At 38.8% G+C, this 16,588-nt stretch carries 15 protein-coding genes, 1 tRNA gene and 3 pseudogenes; 11 read left to right on the top strand and 8 right to left on the bottom strand.

The window, feature by feature from the left end; translation table 11 throughout:
- Window positions 1–18 precede the first annotated feature (18 nt).
- Window positions 19–216 carry a hypothetical protein gene (locus tag HGD76_RS05485; protein WP_015078743.1) on the top strand — a complete coding sequence of 66 codons (198 nt, stop codon included), beginning with the start codon at window positions 19–21 and terminating at the stop codon, window positions 214–216.
- A 75-nt stretch (window positions 217–291) separates the two neighbouring features.
- Here HGD76_RS05485 and HGD76_RS05480 read toward each other — a convergent pair whose 3' ends face one another.
- A complete protein-coding gene (locus tag HGD76_RS05480; RefSeq protein WP_210967732.1) occupies window positions 292–648 on the bottom strand; it encodes a hypothetical protein in 357 nt (118 codons plus the stop codon).
- 270 nt (window positions 649–918) lie between these two features.
- Here HGD76_RS05480 and clpS point away from each other — a divergent pair, with 270 nt between their 5' ends.
- The 3 genes and pseudogenes from clpS to HGD76_RS05465 all read left to right on the top strand — a co-directional run.
- Entirely contained in the window at window positions 919–1,200 is a 282-nt protein-coding gene (clpS, locus tag HGD76_RS05475; protein ID WP_041457654.1) for an ATP-dependent Clp protease adapter ClpS, read from the top strand.
- A gap of 57 nt (window positions 1,201–1,257) precedes the next feature.
- The gene (locus tag HGD76_RS05470) at window positions 1,258–2,082 is read left to right on the top strand and encodes a CPBP family intramembrane glutamic endopeptidase (RefSeq protein ID WP_168695186.1); all 825 of its coding nucleotides are present in this window, start codon (window positions 1,258–1,260) and stop codon (window positions 2,080–2,082) included.
- Between the two features lie 229 nt (window positions 2,083–2,311).
- Window positions 2,312–3,124, top strand: a pseudogene (locus HGD76_RS05465) (formylglycine-generating enzyme family protein); the annotation flags it as partial.
- Between the two features lie 80 nt (window positions 3,125–3,204).
- Here the strand turns inward: HGD76_RS05465 and HGD76_RS05460 are convergent.
- The 6 genes and pseudogenes from HGD76_RS05460 to acsF all read right to left on the bottom strand — a co-directional run bounded on the left by HGD76_RS05460 (window position 3,205) and on the right by acsF (window position 6,574).
- Window positions 3,205–3,414 carry a hypothetical protein gene (locus HGD76_RS05460; protein ID WP_148763140.1) on the bottom strand — a complete coding sequence of 70 codons (210 nt, stop codon included), beginning with the start codon at window positions 3,412–3,414 and terminating at the stop codon, window positions 3,205–3,207.
- A 3-nt stretch (window positions 3,415–3,417) separates the two neighbouring features.
- Complete coding sequence (locus HGD76_RS05455; RefSeq protein ID WP_233467053.1) at window positions 3,418–3,645, bottom strand: hypothetical protein; 228 nt, start codon at window positions 3,643–3,645, stop codon at window positions 3,418–3,420.
- Window positions 3,646–3,773: 128 nt separating this feature from the next.
- Window positions 3,774–4,414, bottom strand: a pseudogene (locus tag HGD76_RS05450) (RAMP superfamily CRISPR-associated protein).
- 23 nt (window positions 4,415–4,437) lie between these two features.
- Entirely contained in the window at window positions 4,438–5,064 is a 627-nt protein-coding gene (locus HGD76_RS05445; protein WP_148763144.1) for a hypothetical protein, read from the bottom strand.
- A gap of 11 nt (window positions 5,065–5,075) precedes the next feature.
- On the bottom strand, window positions 5,076–5,237 hold the full coding sequence (locus HGD76_RS05440; RefSeq protein ID WP_210422343.1) for a hypothetical protein: 162 nt from the start codon (window positions 5,235–5,237) through the stop codon (window positions 5,076–5,078).
- A 260-nt stretch (window positions 5,238–5,497) separates the two neighbouring features.
- On the bottom strand, window positions 5,498–6,574 hold the full coding sequence (gene acsF / locus HGD76_RS05435) for a magnesium-protoporphyrin IX monomethyl ester (oxidative) cyclase (RefSeq protein WP_148763146.1): 1,077 nt from the start codon (window positions 6,572–6,574) through the stop codon (window positions 5,498–5,500).
- Between the two features lie 508 nt (window positions 6,575–7,082).
- On the opposite strand from acsF, the pseudogene HGD76_RS05430 reads away from it, so the two are divergent.
- The 6 genes and pseudogenes from HGD76_RS05430 to HGD76_RS05405 form a co-directional block, all read left to right on the top strand.
- Window positions 7,083–7,220 (top strand): annotated as a pseudogene (locus HGD76_RS05430) (metal-dependent phosphohydrolase); the annotation flags it as partial.
- 89 nt (window positions 7,221–7,309) lie between these two features.
- The gene (locus HGD76_RS05425; protein ID WP_168695185.1) at window positions 7,310–8,770 is read left to right on the top strand and encodes a TM0106 family RecB-like putative nuclease; all 1,461 of its coding nucleotides are present in this window, start codon (window positions 7,310–7,312) and stop codon (window positions 8,768–8,770) included.
- Window positions 8,771–8,792: 22 nt separating this feature from the next.
- Window positions 8,793–9,974: an esterase-like activity of phytase family protein gene (locus HGD76_RS05420; protein WP_168695184.1), complete on the top strand. Its 1,182-nt coding sequence runs from the start codon at window positions 8,793–8,795 to the stop codon at window positions 9,972–9,974.
- 225 nt (window positions 9,975–10,199) lie between these two features.
- Window positions 10,200–10,273: transfer RNA gene (locus tag HGD76_RS05415), tRNA-Asp, on the top strand.
- A gap of 98 nt (window positions 10,274–10,371) precedes the next feature.
- Window positions 10,372–11,817 carry a glutamate--tRNA ligase gene (gene gltX, locus HGD76_RS05410; RefSeq protein WP_168695183.1) on the top strand — a complete coding sequence of 482 codons (1,446 nt, stop codon included), beginning with the start codon at window positions 10,372–10,374 and terminating at the stop codon, window positions 11,815–11,817.
- A gap of 138 nt (window positions 11,818–11,955) precedes the next feature.
- A complete protein-coding gene (locus HGD76_RS05405; protein ID WP_210967731.1) occupies window positions 11,956–12,438 on the top strand; it encodes a hypothetical protein in 483 nt (160 codons plus the stop codon).
- Window positions 12,439–12,873: 435 nt separating this feature from the next.
- On the opposite strand, the gene HGD76_RS05400 is transcribed toward HGD76_RS05405, so the two are convergent.
- The gene (locus HGD76_RS05400) at window positions 12,874–13,932 is read right to left on the bottom strand and encodes a TIR domain-containing protein (RefSeq protein WP_168695182.1); all 1,059 of its coding nucleotides are present in this window, start codon (window positions 13,930–13,932) and stop codon (window positions 12,874–12,876) included.
- 615 nt (window positions 13,933–14,547) lie between these two features.
- Between HGD76_RS05400 and ftsH2 the strand changes: the two genes are divergently transcribed.
- Window positions 14,548–16,434 carry an ATP-dependent zinc metalloprotease FtsH2 gene (gene ftsH2 / locus HGD76_RS05395; protein WP_168695181.1) on the top strand — a complete coding sequence of 629 codons (1,887 nt, stop codon included), beginning with the start codon at window positions 14,548–14,550 and terminating at the stop codon, window positions 16,432–16,434.
- Window positions 16,435–16,588 lie beyond the last annotated feature (154 nt).

Genomic DNA, 16,588 nt, shown 5'->3' with positions numbered 1-16,588 from the left:
CAATTTGGTTTATTTGTTATGAAAACTCGATACGTGATTCGTCAGTTGGTAGAAAAAGCCCTGCATATCCGCAAGCTAACGCCAGAAATCGAAAATGAGATTAACTCAGAATTAACAAAGCTTGGTCATATCTCTGATGTTGACTATGAAGCTTTAGAATTACTAATGGCCGAGATGGATGCTGGTAGAGTACAGTTAGTTCCTACTTGGGGATAAGTCTCATCGCACTGGGCATCAACGCTGCTTACTAACATCCTATGTTGCTAGTATTACCTATGCAATTAAGTCTCTTTATGTTTCTTGTCCTTGTTGATATGCTTGCCACAGTTGATGAATAAATAAATTAAATTGTTGTTTAGCTCCTAAATCAGGCTCAAATTTGAGTTCTTTGGGAAAAAGTTGCCCTAAAAAAGCAATAACTTCTGTATCTAGAGCCGGTCTAAATAAATCTAATGGCCATAACAAATCAGATACATTTTGTAAATCCATCACAAGTGGTAATTCTTGGGTAGAGTTCACAAGCAGTAAAGGACGCACCCAGCACAATTGACGGGAAACCACGATTTCAATAACTTCTGCATAAAGATTTTGATGACTATAATCCAAGGACACAATTTGTCCTGGTTGAAATTTTGGGCTGATATCCATAACTATCTAGAGTAGGAACTATGTTGCAGTTTCCTTGATTTTAATAATTTCTGTTGCTAGTGAGGAGATAGAAGGCAAAGAAAAATTTTCTCTGTCCCATTATCAATGCAAATTTCTTTTATTTGTGTTATGATGCTTTAGGAAAAAACTTCTCAGCAACGCCAAAAGTATTTCCAGGTGAAACCGCGGCAGTGCAGAAGTAAATAACTGTTGAGCAAATGCCTAACAGGACTGTATTGTAGTAAATCAACAATAAAAGAGCAAAGAATCGTGTCAGTCGAAACCATTGAGAAGCGTTCTACATCCCGCAAGCTTGCGCCTCAGTATCGCGTCTTGCTTCATAATGATGATTATAATCCGATGGAGTATGTAGTACAGGTGCTAATGACTACTGTTAATAGCATCACCCAACCGCAAGCTGTTAGTATTATGATGGAAGCTCACCATAACGGGTTAGCTTTAGTAATTAGGTGCGCTCAAGAACACGCGGAGTTCTATTCTGAAACCCTCAATAATCATGGTTTAAGTAGTACGATTGAACCTGACGAATAGTCATTGGTCATTGGTCATTAGCAGTATATTGTTGACTAATGATAATTGACTAACTTTATGAAAATTAATCTCACTCAACTTACCCAATACCCCGTTCCTGTGAGGCTGGTTTGTTTTATACTGGCCTTACTATTTTTATGGCTACCCCTAGCTGTACCAATTTATTTGCTAGTTGAAGATACTAATTTAGAAAGTATTTTGACGCTGGTGATATTATATGTAGAGTTTATTTTTCTGCTGAATATTTGGGGTAAGCAAGTTTATCAACAACCAAAAATATTCAGCCATTATGGTTTAGAATTTACACGCCTGAATGGGGTGAATGTGTTGCAGGGGTTGGCTATTGGACTAACTACTGTTTTAGTTTTATTTGGTTTGGAAGGTGTACTAGGTTGGTTGGTATGGCAACAACCACAAGTATTTTTAGGGAGAATAATTTTAGAAGGTTTATTAGTTAGTTTGGGTGTGGGTTTTGCAGAGGAATTATTATTTCGGGGTTGGTTATTGGATGAGTTACAACGAGATTATAAATTAAATATCGCTCTCTGGATAGATGCAATTTTATTTGCTGTATCCCACTTTATTAAACCTTTGGAGGCAATTATTCACACTTTACCCCAGTTTCCGGCTTTGGTGCTGTTGGGGTTAACGCAGGTATGGGGAAAACGTTGGAAACGGGGACGTTTGGGTTTACCTATTGGTTTACATGGTGGGTTGGTTTGGGGTTATTATATCATTAATGTCGGGCAATTAACCCAATATTCGGGACAAGTTCCTGATTGGGTTACTGGTGTGAATAATAATCCTTTACAGGGAGTTATGGGGGTATTATTTATGGGTGGTTTGGCTTGGTGGATAGGTAATCAGCAAAAACCCGATTAAGAAAAAACTATGCGATTCAAAGTAGATGCGGTTTAATTCAAAATCATTAAAATTATCATCAAGGCTTGACAAAGCCAAAAGCCTATGTTATGAGTGGAAAAGTGTGCGCCCATATATATAGACTTTTCCAACACCAATATAATTATTTTCCTCTTTATCCTGAAAATCCTCAAATCCTGATTCTGACAATTTAAATTTTATTATGGCTTATTTTACCCCAGGGCAACTACTCAAAACTTTCACTTTTGAAGTTGTCACAACCAACGAGAAAGGAAGCATTATCAACCGACGCAACCACTCAGCAAATTACTTTGTGGAAGATTTGGGAAATGGGGTGATGTTGGAAATGGTGGAAATACCCGCAGGGACATTTTACATGGGTTCACCGGAAAATGAAGAGGGAAGAGAGGATTATGAAAGTCCCCAACATCAAGTTAATGTTCCCAGCTTCTTTATCGGTAAATATCCTTTGACTCAAGCACAATATCAAGCTATCATGAGAAACAACCCTGCTTACTTCAAAGGTAATAATCGTCCTGTTGAAAAAGTGAGTTGGAATGATGCAGTTAATTTTTGTCAAAAGTTAAGCCAAAAAACAGGTAAAAACTATAAGTTGCCCAGTGAGGCACAATGGGAGTATGCTTGTAGGGCGGGAACAACGACACCTTTTTATTTTGGTGAAAGTATTACCCCAGATTTGGTAAACTATGATGGTAACTATGCCTACGCTGCTGCACCAAAAGGACAATATCGAGGACAAACCACAGATATAGGAACTTTTCCCCCTAACGCTTTTGGTTTGTATGATATGCACGGTAATGTGATGGAATGGTGCGAAGATGATTGGCATGAAAATTATATAAATGCGCCTATAAATGGTAGTGCTTTGATTAGTCTAAGCAATCTGAATCTGCTGCGCGGTGGTTCGTGGGACGACCATCCTGGGAATTGCCGTTCTGCTTCTCGCGACGACTACAACCTCGCTTTCGGCAACGGCGCTATTGGTTTTCGGGTTGTATGTAGTGGTGCGGCGAGGACTTAGTTGCCCTTTATACTCTTGCTCTTTTGCCCTCTGCTCTTTTTTCTTTTTTCTCGTTCCCATACTCTGTATGGGAACGAATTCTAGAAGGCTCTGCCTTCAATAACAGCAGAGGCAGAGCCTCTGTGATAGCATTCCCAGTCAGAGACTGGGAACGAGATACCATCATTTTGATCAATAACTGTCCGTAAATATGCAACAGCTTTACTGACTTCGTTAGCATCTGTATGTTCTTGGACTAAAGTTTGGGCGATCGCATGAGCAATTTCCCACTGTTTATCTGTTAAACTCATAATTTAGTACATTCCTGATGGTGCTTGTCTACCACTGGGATAACGTAAAATAGCTGCAAGTTGTTCTAATTGTTCTTTTTGAATCAACCCTGAATGTGCAGCCTGAATTTGTTTTTGGATAAATTGCTGTAATTTATCTCCTATTAAATCATCGTTTTCACTCACTTGATAGGATGAATAACGCTGTTTTAAATTCTGTGGTTGATTGATTTTATCAATATTTACCGTCATTGTTCCCATACCAATCGGTTTACCACCACCAACTTTTAAAGCAATGGGATATTTTTTATCTTTTCAATAAATCTGCAACTGATAAAGGTTTTTCTTGATAACCGACGAAAGGCTTCAGATTCATGTTATTAGATTTCCTTTTTCCAAGATTCTACGGTTTGAGTAAATAAATCATGTACACCGTTTTTATCATCACCTAACCAAGTTAGTTTAACACCAAAATTTAAATCCATAGATTCAGTAATAGCAGATTCACTATACTGTTTATCTGAATTAGGAAAATTGTATTTTTCAGCTTCTTTACTGTCTAAGGATTCTCCTACTCCTAATATAGAATTGACAGCCCAAGGTTCTTTTTTGTTACCAAAAATGTGAATATTTCCGTTTTTAAGTTCACAATCAGGATATTGAATAACTGCTTGATTTAACTTGACCTTAACAGTACCCAAACCGCGAGATTTAGCAAAACCTAAGCCAAACCAACCATCGTTTAAATCTCGTAACACTAAACCTATTAAACCTAACTGTGCAAGAGTAAAGTTTTTTCATCTCCTACTGTTCTGACAATCCGTTCAGCATGAGCGCGAATTGCACCTTTTAAACTGCTTCCTGGTAAATATATTGTCCGTCCACCAGCATGATAGGTTTCCACAAATTCCATATCTGGTTTTGTGGGGTCTGCTCCTTCTTTTCCTGATTTGATAAGAATTGGTCCATCAGGAATAATAGTTAAATCTATAGTACAGTGATTGACAAATTTTTTGTGCATAATATTAGGTTGGGAATATGAAGTTAAGCAGCAGCTAAAACTAAATTATTTAGCTGTAATTCAGATTGTTGGAATACAAAATTAACAACAGCAAATAATTTATCTAGTTCTTGAATTGTGTAATAAGTGCTATTTTTGGTAAATATTTCATTTTCTAATTTACCAAATTGCCATGTTGCACCATTAGAGACAATGCTAAAAATAATGATTTGATATTCGCCATTTAATCTTTGCGCTGCGATCATTTCAGCTAAACATTGCGCCCAACCTGTTTCAAAGTTGTCTTGTTTGGCTTCAACTAAGATAAAGTATGGTTTGTCAAAAACGATTTTACCTAAAGGGGAACGTTTAGCTAAAATATATTCAGGAAATCCTGATAATTTTTCATCATAATTTAATGATTGATGACTCCATAAAACAAAGTGTTGACGGTAGGTTTTCCAAACTTCTTTGAGAACGGGATAAATGAGATTTTCACAGATAGCAAATTCTGAGTTATCAACAACAGCATCCCTCATCATTAATTCTAAATCTTCGCGGAAATAGTCGGGAATATTAAAAGCAATTTCGCTGATGAAATTAGCTTCTATATAGGTAACTTGAAATGCTTTGAGGACTTCACCGATGGTTTTGTAATTACTGAAAGCCATTTTTTACCTCTTTAAGATTGTGTTTGGGTTGCGGTTGTAGAATTATTGGGTATATTATCTCTCAAATGTTTGATGAATGCTTGAGTCCAAATATCTTTGAAATCTTTACCTTCTTGATAACTAGGTAATTTATCTCCTATTTTACTATTCGCGGTTCTAATTGGTTTCCACATATCTAATCCCCGCAAGGGGACTGAAACACATATTTAATTTCTATAGATGATAAATACCACTCAAGTTTCCACATATCTAATCCCCGCAAGGGGACTGAAACGCATCTTTTTAACCCTTGCCAACTTTAACTAAATGGTTCGTTGAAATCTTTTGTCGAAGTGAGTGAACTTTTGGATCATTTTTTCGTTGGAACACTCTAACAAAAAAAGTGGTTCTGTCTCAGACAAAACCACCTCCTCAAGCAAAAATCAAACTCAAATTAACGAGCTTGTCCGTGAGCAGAAGCCGCATCAATAGGCTTCATCAGATATAATTGTAATAACTGCCAACCATGAGATAGATAGATTGGAAGTTTTTGGAAGAATTGCAGGAATTTAGGCGTATTAGAGCTAGAAATTGCTGCCAATTTTTCGTTATTCTGGACGCAAACATCTAAACGCTCATAAAATACTGGATTTTCAACATCCAACATAACAGGGAAGACTCTACCAGCGGTTTCATTGGTCTTCTTAATTACATGAATATCATAATCTCGCGCATTCAATCCCAAGGAAGCGTAGAAATCCTTGCGTTGAATATCATTGAGATACATAGTTGCAAATACTGACAACAGGAAGAAGCGACTCCAGAGTTTTGCTCTCCAGTCATTCAACATTTGTGGCTGCGCTCTCATAACCGCATCAAAGAAATCACCGTGACGGTTTTCATCCTGACACCAGTTCTCAAAAAAGTTGAAAATTGGATAAATTTGATCTTCAGGATGGGCTTCTAAATGACGATAAATGGTGATATAGCGCCAATAACCAATCTTTTCAGAAAGATAGGTAGCGTAGAAGATAAATTTGGGCTTAAAGAACGTATAACTACGACTCTTAGTCAAAAACCCTAAATCTAAAGAAAGATTAAAGTCTGACATAGCTTTGTTCAAGAACCCAGCGTGACGGGCTTCATCCCGTGACATCAGGTTAAAGCCTTCAGCTAAAAGAGGGCTTTTATCCTTTAAACGCCGACCGAGTTCTTTGTATAACAAGAAGCCGGAAAACTCTGCTGTACAAGAACGTTCGAGAAATTCAACGAATAATTTGCGAGTTTCTCCGTCAATAGAGTCCCAAGATTGTTCAAACTGAGCATCCCGAACAAAGTGATGGCGGTTGTAGTCAATGCGGAATTCTGCAATAATAGCTTCTAATTCCTCTTCATTGACGGAAAGATCCATCCGCGCCATTTCATCGAAATCGGTTGTGTAAAACCTTGGTGTTAAAAGGGTTTCCTTGGCCGGGGACTTAATTCCAGAACGGATTTCGTCAAAGCCTGGTTTTCTGAGGGATTCTACCATGTTTTGATTTGCTCTTTTATCTTTCTTTTCTTGATGACACCAGAAAGCTGATTCTATGCTCTCACAAGGTGCAGGGAACAAAAATTATAATTTTGTATGAAATTCAGTGTAGCAATATCTAGCCCAAAAATCAGCAGATCAATGATTAATAGTTGCAAAAATCCACAAAAAACGATTTCCACTTGATTTAGGTCTGATGAGGATAATGGGTTTGATGCCGTCTTTGAGGAGCGAAACCTTAAATTAGCCAAAACCCAGGAAAATCATGTAAGCTGGGAAAATAACTGTTTGTCAGTTATAATTTCGCTTTCCTACAGTGCCAGCTAAAAAACCTGAATATATTAAACATATAGTTTGCAATACCTTGTCCAAATTAGAAAAAGCCTTGATTTGTAGGTTGGGTTGAAGCATGAAACCCAACCAATGCCTTGGGTTGCGCTGTCGCTTAACCCAACCTACAAGAAATGGACAAGGTATTGAGTTTGAAAACCTCGTATGTTCAATACCAACGAATTATCAAGCCATTATTGCTGGGGCTGGTAATATAGTCTGGGAAAATATCGCCAACAGTGATGTTTTATACTATAATGTTGAACATTCTGTACTGGTTACTCTGGTGGGACGTAATGTTTTTGTTATTGAACATGAAAAATCACAATCAGGATTACAGTATTTGGCTGCACAATGCAATTCTTAACTGTCCTGTAATTTCTGAATTATTGTTAGCTTAAAAGGATGTTAATTAATGCTCAACTTTTACTACAATTTCAACGCTGTCAGCGGCGACCTTTTTTAGATGTTCACGGTGATTATCTTCAGCGAGAGATTCCCAATGAGTTAGTGCTGAAGGTACAACAGGACAAAATTGCTCATCATCAGCGAATAGTCAAAAAGTTAAGTTACTATGAACCTGATTATCTGTCACGGGATTGGGAAGCAGGAGCAGCATCAACTCTAGAACTGATGCAGCAAGGGGTGAGTTATATTCGTCGTGGTGTAATATTAACTACCTACCGTGAAAAATATACTTTGCTGAGTCGCCCAGATTTACTGGTCAAACAGCCGGGAAAATCTCGGTTTGGGAATTGGAACTATGTCCCAGTTAATATTGAATTGGGTAAACGTCCCAAGCAAGAATATCAAGTAGTTATTGCTTTTCACGCCCAAGTTTTAGCCACGGTTCAGGATGTGATTCTCAGTAAAGCCGGGCTGATATTGCGGGATAAAGATAAAACTTATGTGGTGGATTTAGATAAATGGACACCACAAATGTTGGATATTTTAGGGGAATATATTCAAGTTATTGAGTCGGTGGAAGCACCGGAAATTTTTATTTCTCGGCAAAAATGTAGTCTTTGTCCTTGGTATAATTATTGTCATGCCAAAGCGAGATCTCAAGAACACCTTTCTCTGTTACCAGGTGTAACACCGATTCGCTATACTCAACTGCAAAATCTAGCTATTACTACTTTGGAAGCACTGGCACAGACCCATCCTAGCACTTTAGAAAACTTGACAGGATTTGATAGTAATGTAGCTGCTAAATTAGTTATTCAAGCCCAATCTGTATTCACCAAGCAACCCTTAATTCTTGCAGATTCCTTTTCTTTAGAATATCTAACTTTTACAGCCCCCATTGAACTTTATTTTGATATTGAAGCCCAGCCAGATTTAAATTTAAATTATCTTTTAGGTGTTTTAGTTGTGGATAGAGTCGCTAATACCGAACAATTTTATGCTTTTTTAGCGGAACAACCCGAACAAGAACCACTAATTTGGCAACAATTTCTGAATTTAGTGAATCAATATCCTCAAGCCCCAATTTATCATTTTTGTGCTTATGAAGTAGATACAGTCAAACGCCTTGGTAAATTGTATCGCACACCTTATGCCCAAATTCATCCCATCCTGAATCGGTTTATTGATATCTATGAACAATTAATTCAAAGTGTGGCTTTACCAATAGATAGTTATGCCTTAAAAACTATTGCTCGTTGGCTAGGATTTGAATGGCGTGAACAACAAGCCAATGGCGCTAAATGTATTTACTGGTATGATAAGTGGTTAGAAACAGGCGATCGCACCTTATTAGCAATCATTCAAGACTACAACGAAGATGACTGTCGCGCCACCCGTACTGTCAAAGATTGGCTAGTTAGCTTTTTTGAGGCTGAATCGGGTAATATTACCTTATAAAAAATTTTACTCCAGTTATTCTATGCCACGTCTCCCAAAACCTCGGAAACTATCCCTAATTCTCATCTTTATAATTCCACTAATTCTGATTGGTTTTCTGTTTAATAATTTCGCTTCTGCCTCTTCAATAATCAAAAGTATAGAATTTATTGGCCAAGCTACATTACCCACAGGTTTAATTTTCCAAAAAACCGAAGTTGGTGGGTTATCGGGAATAACTTATGATGTCAGAAATAACCTATATTATGCAATATCAGATGACAGAGGGCAAAAAGCAACACCTCGTTTTTATACTTTCACAATTGACCTCAGCAAAGGTAAATTAACCAACAACGATGTTATTCCCGTAGGTGTCACAAACTTATTAAATACCAGCAATCAACCATTCCCTCTCAATACCACTGATACAGAAGGAATTGCTATCACCAATCAAGATACCATATTTGTTTCCTCTGAAGGTGATGTAGACAAACTTATCAATCCCTTTATTAAAGAATTTGCACTCGCTTCTGGAAAAACAATTAGTACCCTACCCATACCAGATAAATTTTTGCCAGATTCCCAAAAGCAAAAAGGCATCCGTAACAACTTAGCCTTTGAAAGTCTCACCATTACACCTAATCAAAAATTCTTATTTACAGCCACCGAAAACGCCTTAATTCAAGATGGACCAGCGGCTAAATCCGGTGTTGGTACTTCCTCTCGAATTTTAGAATATAACCTCTTAACCAAGCAGCCAGAACGGGAATTTCTCTATCAAACAGAACCAGTTACACCTTTGTTTAATCCTACTGGTAAATTTGCCAGTGGCTTACCAGATTTACTAGCACTCAATAATCAAGGAAACTTTCTCAGTATAGAAAGAAGTTTCACCGGTTTGGGATTTACAGTTTTTCTATTTGAGATTTCCTTAGAAAACGCCACAGACATTCATAATTTTGACAGCATTGCCAAAGTTGACCCTGATAAAATCAAGCCAGTAGAGAAAAAACTCCTGTTAGATCTACGAACTTTAGATGTATCATTAGATAATATTGAGGGATTGACCTTGGGTGCAAAATTACCCGACGGACAACCATCACTAATTTTAATCAGCGACAATAATTTTAATGGACTACAACAAACCCAAATTTTAGCCTTTAAGCTGAAAATCGAATCTCCATTGACTAGATTATTACGCCGCTTAAAAATACCTAACTTTTAAAAATAATGGTTCTAAGTAAGTAGACGAAAATAAATCAAAGTAGATTAAGTAATGTAAAAAATCTGGAGATGATTTCGTAGTAAGGGCTTCAGCCCTCAAATGAGGAATAAATTCCTCTCTTTCTCCATGAGCAAATTCCCTGCAAAAATATTTTTTCTCAGACTACTTGACAAATAGAAAAAGACTAGGCATAATAGAGAGAGTGCAAGTTCAAACCGAACTCGAGGGACTGTAGTTCAATTGGTTAGAGCACCGCCCTGTCACGGCGGAAGTTGCGGGTTCGAGCCCCGTCAGTCCCGTTCTAAAATGCTGAATATTAAATAACGAGTTGATTAAAAATGCTCATACCTTTAATTTCAGTAGGTGTAATCATGATTTGTAAAAGAGAGAATCAACTGTGACCGTCAGAGTCCGCATAGCTCCGAGTCCTACGGGAAATTTACATATTGGTACAGCGAGAACGGCTGTATTTAATTATTTGTTTGCTCGTCACCATGATGGCAAGTTTATTTTAAGAATCGAAGATACAGATTTAGAGCGATCGCGTCCTGAATACACAGATAATATTCTAGCTGGACTCCGCTGGTTAGGATTGAATTGGGATGAAGGTCCATTTTTCCAATCTCAACGCCTCCATCTTTACAAGGAAGCGGTGCAAAAATTACTAGATCAAGGATTAGCTTACCGCTGCTACACCACATCTGAGGAATTAGATGCTTTGAGAGAAGGGCAAAAAGCCAGAGGAGAAGCACCCCGCTATGATAACCGTCACCGTCACCTCACCCCAGAACAAAGGGCTGAATTTGAAGCTCAAGGACGTTCTTCGGTAATTCGATTCCAAATCGCCGACAGCCGGGAAATTGTCTGGAATGATTTAGTGCGGGGGAAAATGAGTTGGCGTGGTAGCGATTTGGGTGGTGATATGGTCATTGCTCGCGCTGCTAGTGATGGTACAGGTCAACCACTATATAATTTTGTGGTGGTTGTGGATGACATTGATATGCAAATTAGTCATGTCATTCGTGGTGAAGACCATATCGCCAATACTGCTAAACAAATTTTGTTGTATGAAGCTTTGGGGGCGAAGATTCCCGAATTTGCTCATACACCTTTGATTTTGAATCAAGAAGGGCGCAAATTATCGAAGCGGGATGGAGTAACTTCCATTTGTGACTTTCAGGAAATGGGCTTTACTGCGGAAGGTTTAGTTAATTATATGACTTTGCTGGGATGGTCGCCAGCGGATTCCACCCAAGAAATATTCGATTTAGAATCAGCAGCTAAGGATTTTGGCTTTGAGCGGGTAAATAAAGCTGGTGCTAAGTTTGACTGGGATAAATTGGATTGGTTGAATAGCCAATATCTCCATAATATGCCAATTGAGCGACTCACAGATTTACTTATCCCTTATTGGGAAAAAGCGGGTTGTCAGTTTACAGGTGGGAGAGAACGGACTTGGTTAGAGCAGCTAGTGGCGTTAATTGCTGCTAGTTTGACTCGATTGGTGGATGCTGTGGAGATGACCAAAGTATTTTTTACTGATGGGGTAGAATTGACTGAAGAAGGCAGTCAACAACTACAGCAAGAAGGTGTCAAGACTGTACTGCAAGCAATTATTACAGCTTTAGAAAGTCAGCCAGAGTTGTCAGCAGATATTGCCCAAAGTATTATTAAGCAAGTTGTGAAATCGGAAAATGTGAAAAAAGGCTTAGTCATGCGATCGCTCAGAGCAGCATTAACAGGGGATGTACATGGACCAGACTTAATTCAATCTTGGTTACTACTTAATCAGATTGGTTTAGATAAAGCCCGTTTAAATCAAGCAATTAGCAGCAAGCCCTAAGTCATGGGTAATGGGTAGGAGTTCTCGTTAATTTTGAATTTTGAATTTCCTCCTGCGGTACTCAAGTCTTTTCTCCAAAGGAACTTGAGACCTAAGATTGATGTCTTTGAGGGTATTTAGGAATCTTCTCTAATTGCAATGTCAAAAACAGCTTTTCCTAGAGGAATCATAGTTGTACTCTGCCTTACAGCCGGGTTTAATCCAGTGGCTCATGCTCAAACAGCCTCGCCAATTTTTGGAGATGCGACTATTCAACATCCATTATCTTCAGATCCCCTGATATTGAGAGGAATGAGTGGTGGTGCAATACCGGGGAGCAAAATAGCAGGAAAAGCAGAAACACCACCAACAGGACCATGTAAAGGATTTATGGATGAAGCACCAGACCATACTGTGAAACTCACCAGTAAATTTGACTACCTGAAATTAGTAGTCCAAAGTCCTGCGGATACCACCATGATTGTTAAAGGACCCGGTGGAACTTGGTGCAATGATGATTTTGACGGTAAAAACCCTGGTATTGTTGGGGAATGGCTATCGGGTACTTATCAAATTTGGATTGGTTCTTACAAGGAAAATGAATCCCTACCTTATACCTTGAAAATTACGGAAGGTAAGTAAATCATTAGACATCTTGTGAGAATTAAATGTGCGTGACTTGAAACCCTTGTAGAGAAGTGACCTGGGTAGGGATTCTCGGCTCTACAATATTTTTCGGAGATGTCTAAGTAGGTTGGCGTTAAAAATTGGTAATTTCTGTACTAGGTTTTCACAAACACATTGCCAAAATTGATGTTTCCAGTCTGTATCCCAGCATTATGTTTAAATATGGGATTTGCTCCCGCAAGGATACGCAACGAGTGGGGTTAAGTATTATTTGGAGTTAATCGCTAAAAAACGAGATGAGTTACTTTCGGTTATTGAGTCTCAAGGTGATGTGGGAAAGCAGTTGATTCTGTTTTGAGTGGGGGATTATACTAATGATGAGCGTTGAGGAAAGAGTATAGTCAGGGAAAAATGCCATACTGCTCTCTCAACTCCAGTACATAAGCAGTATTATACTTTTTTGTCAAAGCGGAACTTCATATTAACATAACCAACAATCATATCAATGATCTTTGGTTGCTCATCATAATTACTTCCAGTATTTTGAAAAACTACGTCTGCATGAATTTGTAATGGACTAATGTATTTTTGGTATCCAGTCCGCACGTCCTTCTTGTAGCGAGTTAATACTTCCTCCGTAGTTCTTCCCCTTTCTAGTCCATCTCTACTGATTCTTCGATCTAAACAGATATCATCAGGGCTGCTGACCCAAACTTTAAGGTCTAATTGTTCCTTTAACCATTCATTGTAGAAGACAAAGATACCTTCAACAATAATCAAAGAATTTGGTTTACATACTTTTTCACCATTTACTTGATGTGTTTCAAAATCATAAGTTGGGATGCTAACCTCTCGTCCATTTTTTAGTACAGCGAGATGAGCTATAGCTTGATCGTAGTTTATTGAATTTGGATTATCATGTCTATGCTCTAAAGATGAAACAAAAGAGATATCTTTGTAATAACTATCAAGATCAAATACTGTGACTTTATCTTGTCTTACTCTACTTATTTTCTGAGCCAACCAAGTTTTTCCAGAACAGCTTGGACCTGAAATTCCAACCACGATGCTTTTGAAAGTCCCAGAGTTTTCTCTTTGTGCATCGTTGGTAATAACATTTATGATTTGGGATGCAACATACTCAAGCCCTTGGTTAGTAGAAACAGCAAGTTTATCAGCTAATAAAGGGACTCTATCTCGGACTTCTTGGAGAGAAATGTTATGTAGTATTGGTAAGATAACTTTATCATTATCATCTTCACGAGAAACTAGTACATCTAGCTCTCGTTGAGTCCAAGGTCTGGAAAAGAAGTTGGGGCTAAGAATAATTACTCCAAATCTCGATTCTTTCAAGCCTCTCTCAATATTCCTACGTAAGCTATCCCCTAATTGCAGAACGAGTACATCAACCCATACATTTAAACCATGTTCTTTCAAAAAATTTGCAAGAGGTAATACTACCTCTTCTTTGTCGTCACTTGCGTGTGATATGAAAACGTCGTACTTCATGTTCAATCTCTTCTTGCAGGGTGGCAATGTACTTTGAAATCAAGCCTCTACACAATTCTATTTAGTTGATATCATGTTTGGGAAATTATAGCAATCCTAATTGAAGCACGAGAAAATACGATTTACAAGATTAGGGAAAACCTAGATTTGTAGGGGTTTAGCACAGTCTACTATATTTTAAACGATGATTAGTTACAAGATCAGCGATGACACTATCACCCAGCAAGAAAAATCTCTCTAAAACTCTTACCTTCGCTTCTTCGCTTCTTCGTGGTTCATTTTCCGTAACCCCTGCGTTGTATTAAGTTTTGAAGCATAAATAATATAAATGAATTTGGTGATCCTGTGCAGTCCAGCATAAAATTAGTAATAGAGATAGCAAAATATAAATTAGCCCCAAATCCTTACTGGGTCTGATTTTGGGAATATTTAACTTTTAATTTTTAATTTTTAATTGGTATTAGTATGAGAATTAGGTTAAATTTAATTAAGATTCTAGACAAACTTCATGAATCTGCCATAAGCAAACCGACGTTTTATGGCTCAAACTACAAAATGGATTTATAAACATCCGTTACAAAAGCAGTCATATTAGTATCTAAAGGCAAATTAAAGATGAAATTCTCCTGGAGAGTCGTAGCACTTTGGTCAGTGCTGGCTTTGGTAATCGGCTTTTTCTTCTGGCAAGGGGCTTTTGCAGGCGCTCCTGCGGACACAGGCAAAAATGCCGCCAATACCCGTATGACCTATGGGCGCTTTTTGGAATATTTGGATGCAAATCGTGTTACCAATGTGGATCTATACGATGGTGGTAGAACCGCAATTATCGAAGCTAATGACCAAGACATCGAAAATCGCACCCAACGCTGGCGGGTAGATTTGCCCGTGAATGCTCCTGAATTAATTCAAAAGCTCAAAGAAAAGCAAGTCAGTTTTGATGCCCATCCCATCCGCAATGATGGGGCAATCTGGGGACTTTTGGGTAATTTAATTTTCCCAGTTTTATTGATTACTGGCTTGTTCTTTTTGTTCCGTCGTTCTAATAATCTTCCCGGTGGTCCTGGACAAGCGATGAATTTCGGCAAGTCCCGCGCTCGTTTCCAAATGGAAGCGAAAACAGGGGTGAAGTTTGACGACGTGGCCGGAATTGAAGAAGCTAAGGAAGAATTACAAGAAGTTGTTACCTTCCTCAAACAACCTGAGAAATTTACTGCTGTGGGCGCTCGCATTCCCAAGGGTGTGCTGTTGGTTGGACCTCCAGGAACTGGTAAAACTTTACTGGCAAAAGCCATTGCGGGTGAAGCTGGTGTACCTTTCTTCTCTATCTCTGGTTCGGAATTTGTGGAAATGTTTGTGGGTGTGGGTGCTTCCCGTGTCCGTGACTTGTTTAAGAAAGCGAAAGATAACGCTCCCTGTATTATCTTTATTGATGAAATTGACGCGGTGGGTCGTCAACGGGGTGCTGGTATTGGTGGTGGGAATGATGAACGGGAACAAACCCTCAACCAATTATTAACAGAAATGGACGGGTTTGAAGGCAATACTGGCATTATTATTATTGCTGCTACTAACCGTCCTGATGTCCTAGATGCCGCTTTATTACGTCCTGGTCGTTTTGATAGACAAGTAACTGTAGATGCACCGGATATTAAAGGCCGTTTGGAAGTATTACAAGTTCATGCTAGAAATAAGAAATTAGATTCTAGCGTATCTTTGGAAGCGATCGCTCGCCGGACTCCTGGATTTACCGGTGCAGATTTAGCTAACCTCCTCAACGAAGCCGCGATTCTCACAGCGAGAAGACGCAAGGAAGGCATCACTTTACTAGAAATTGATGATGCTGTTGATCGGGTAGTTGCTGGTATGGAAGGTACTCCCCTGGTGGATAGCAAGAGTAAGCGTCTGATTGCTTACCATGAAATCGGCCATGCTTTGGTCGGGACTTTACTCAAAGACCATGACCCTGTACAAAAGGTGACTCTGATTCCCAGAGGACAAGCCCAGGGTTTAACTTGGTTTATGCCTAATGAAGAACAAGGTTTAATTAGCCGTTCTCAGCTAAAGGCTAGAATTACAGGGGCTTTAGGTGGTCGGGCTGCTGAAGAGGTAATTTTTGGAGCAGCAGAAGTTACAACTGGTGCTGGTGGAGATTTACAGCAGTTATCAGGAATGGCTCGACAAATGGTAACACGGTTCGGAATGTCTGATTTAGGTCCTTTATCTCTGGAAAGCCAGCAGGGTGAAGTGTTCCTCGGTCGTGACTGGACAACCCGTTCTGAGTATTCCGAAGCGATCGCTTGTCGCATTGATGCCCAAGTGAGAATGATTGTGGAAGAATGCTATAGCAACGCTAAGAATATCATGCGTGATCATCGTAGTCTCGCAGACCGTTTGGTTGATTTGTTGATTGAGAAAGAAACCATTAATGGTGACGAACTGCGGCAAATTGTGGCTGAGTACGCGGAAGTACCTGATAAGTCTCAGTTTGCCCCCATGCTGTAAGGGTTGATTTTGCATCAATCATATCCCCGACTTCTTCAAGAAGTCGGGGATCTTGTCGTTTTATTATTATTGCAAGATAGTTCTTCCTTATCAATTTCATGATAACATTTTTAAAATTGTTTGTCAATACCATAAATCTCTTTTTTGGGTTGGC

The organism is Dolichospermum flos-aquae CCAP 1403/13F, from assembly GCF_012516395.1.
GTDB classification, from domain to species: domain Bacteria; phylum Cyanobacteriota; class Cyanobacteriia; order Cyanobacteriales; family Nostocaceae; genus Dolichospermum; species Dolichospermum lemmermannii.
This window is presented reverse-complemented; position numbering and strand designations above follow the sequence as displayed.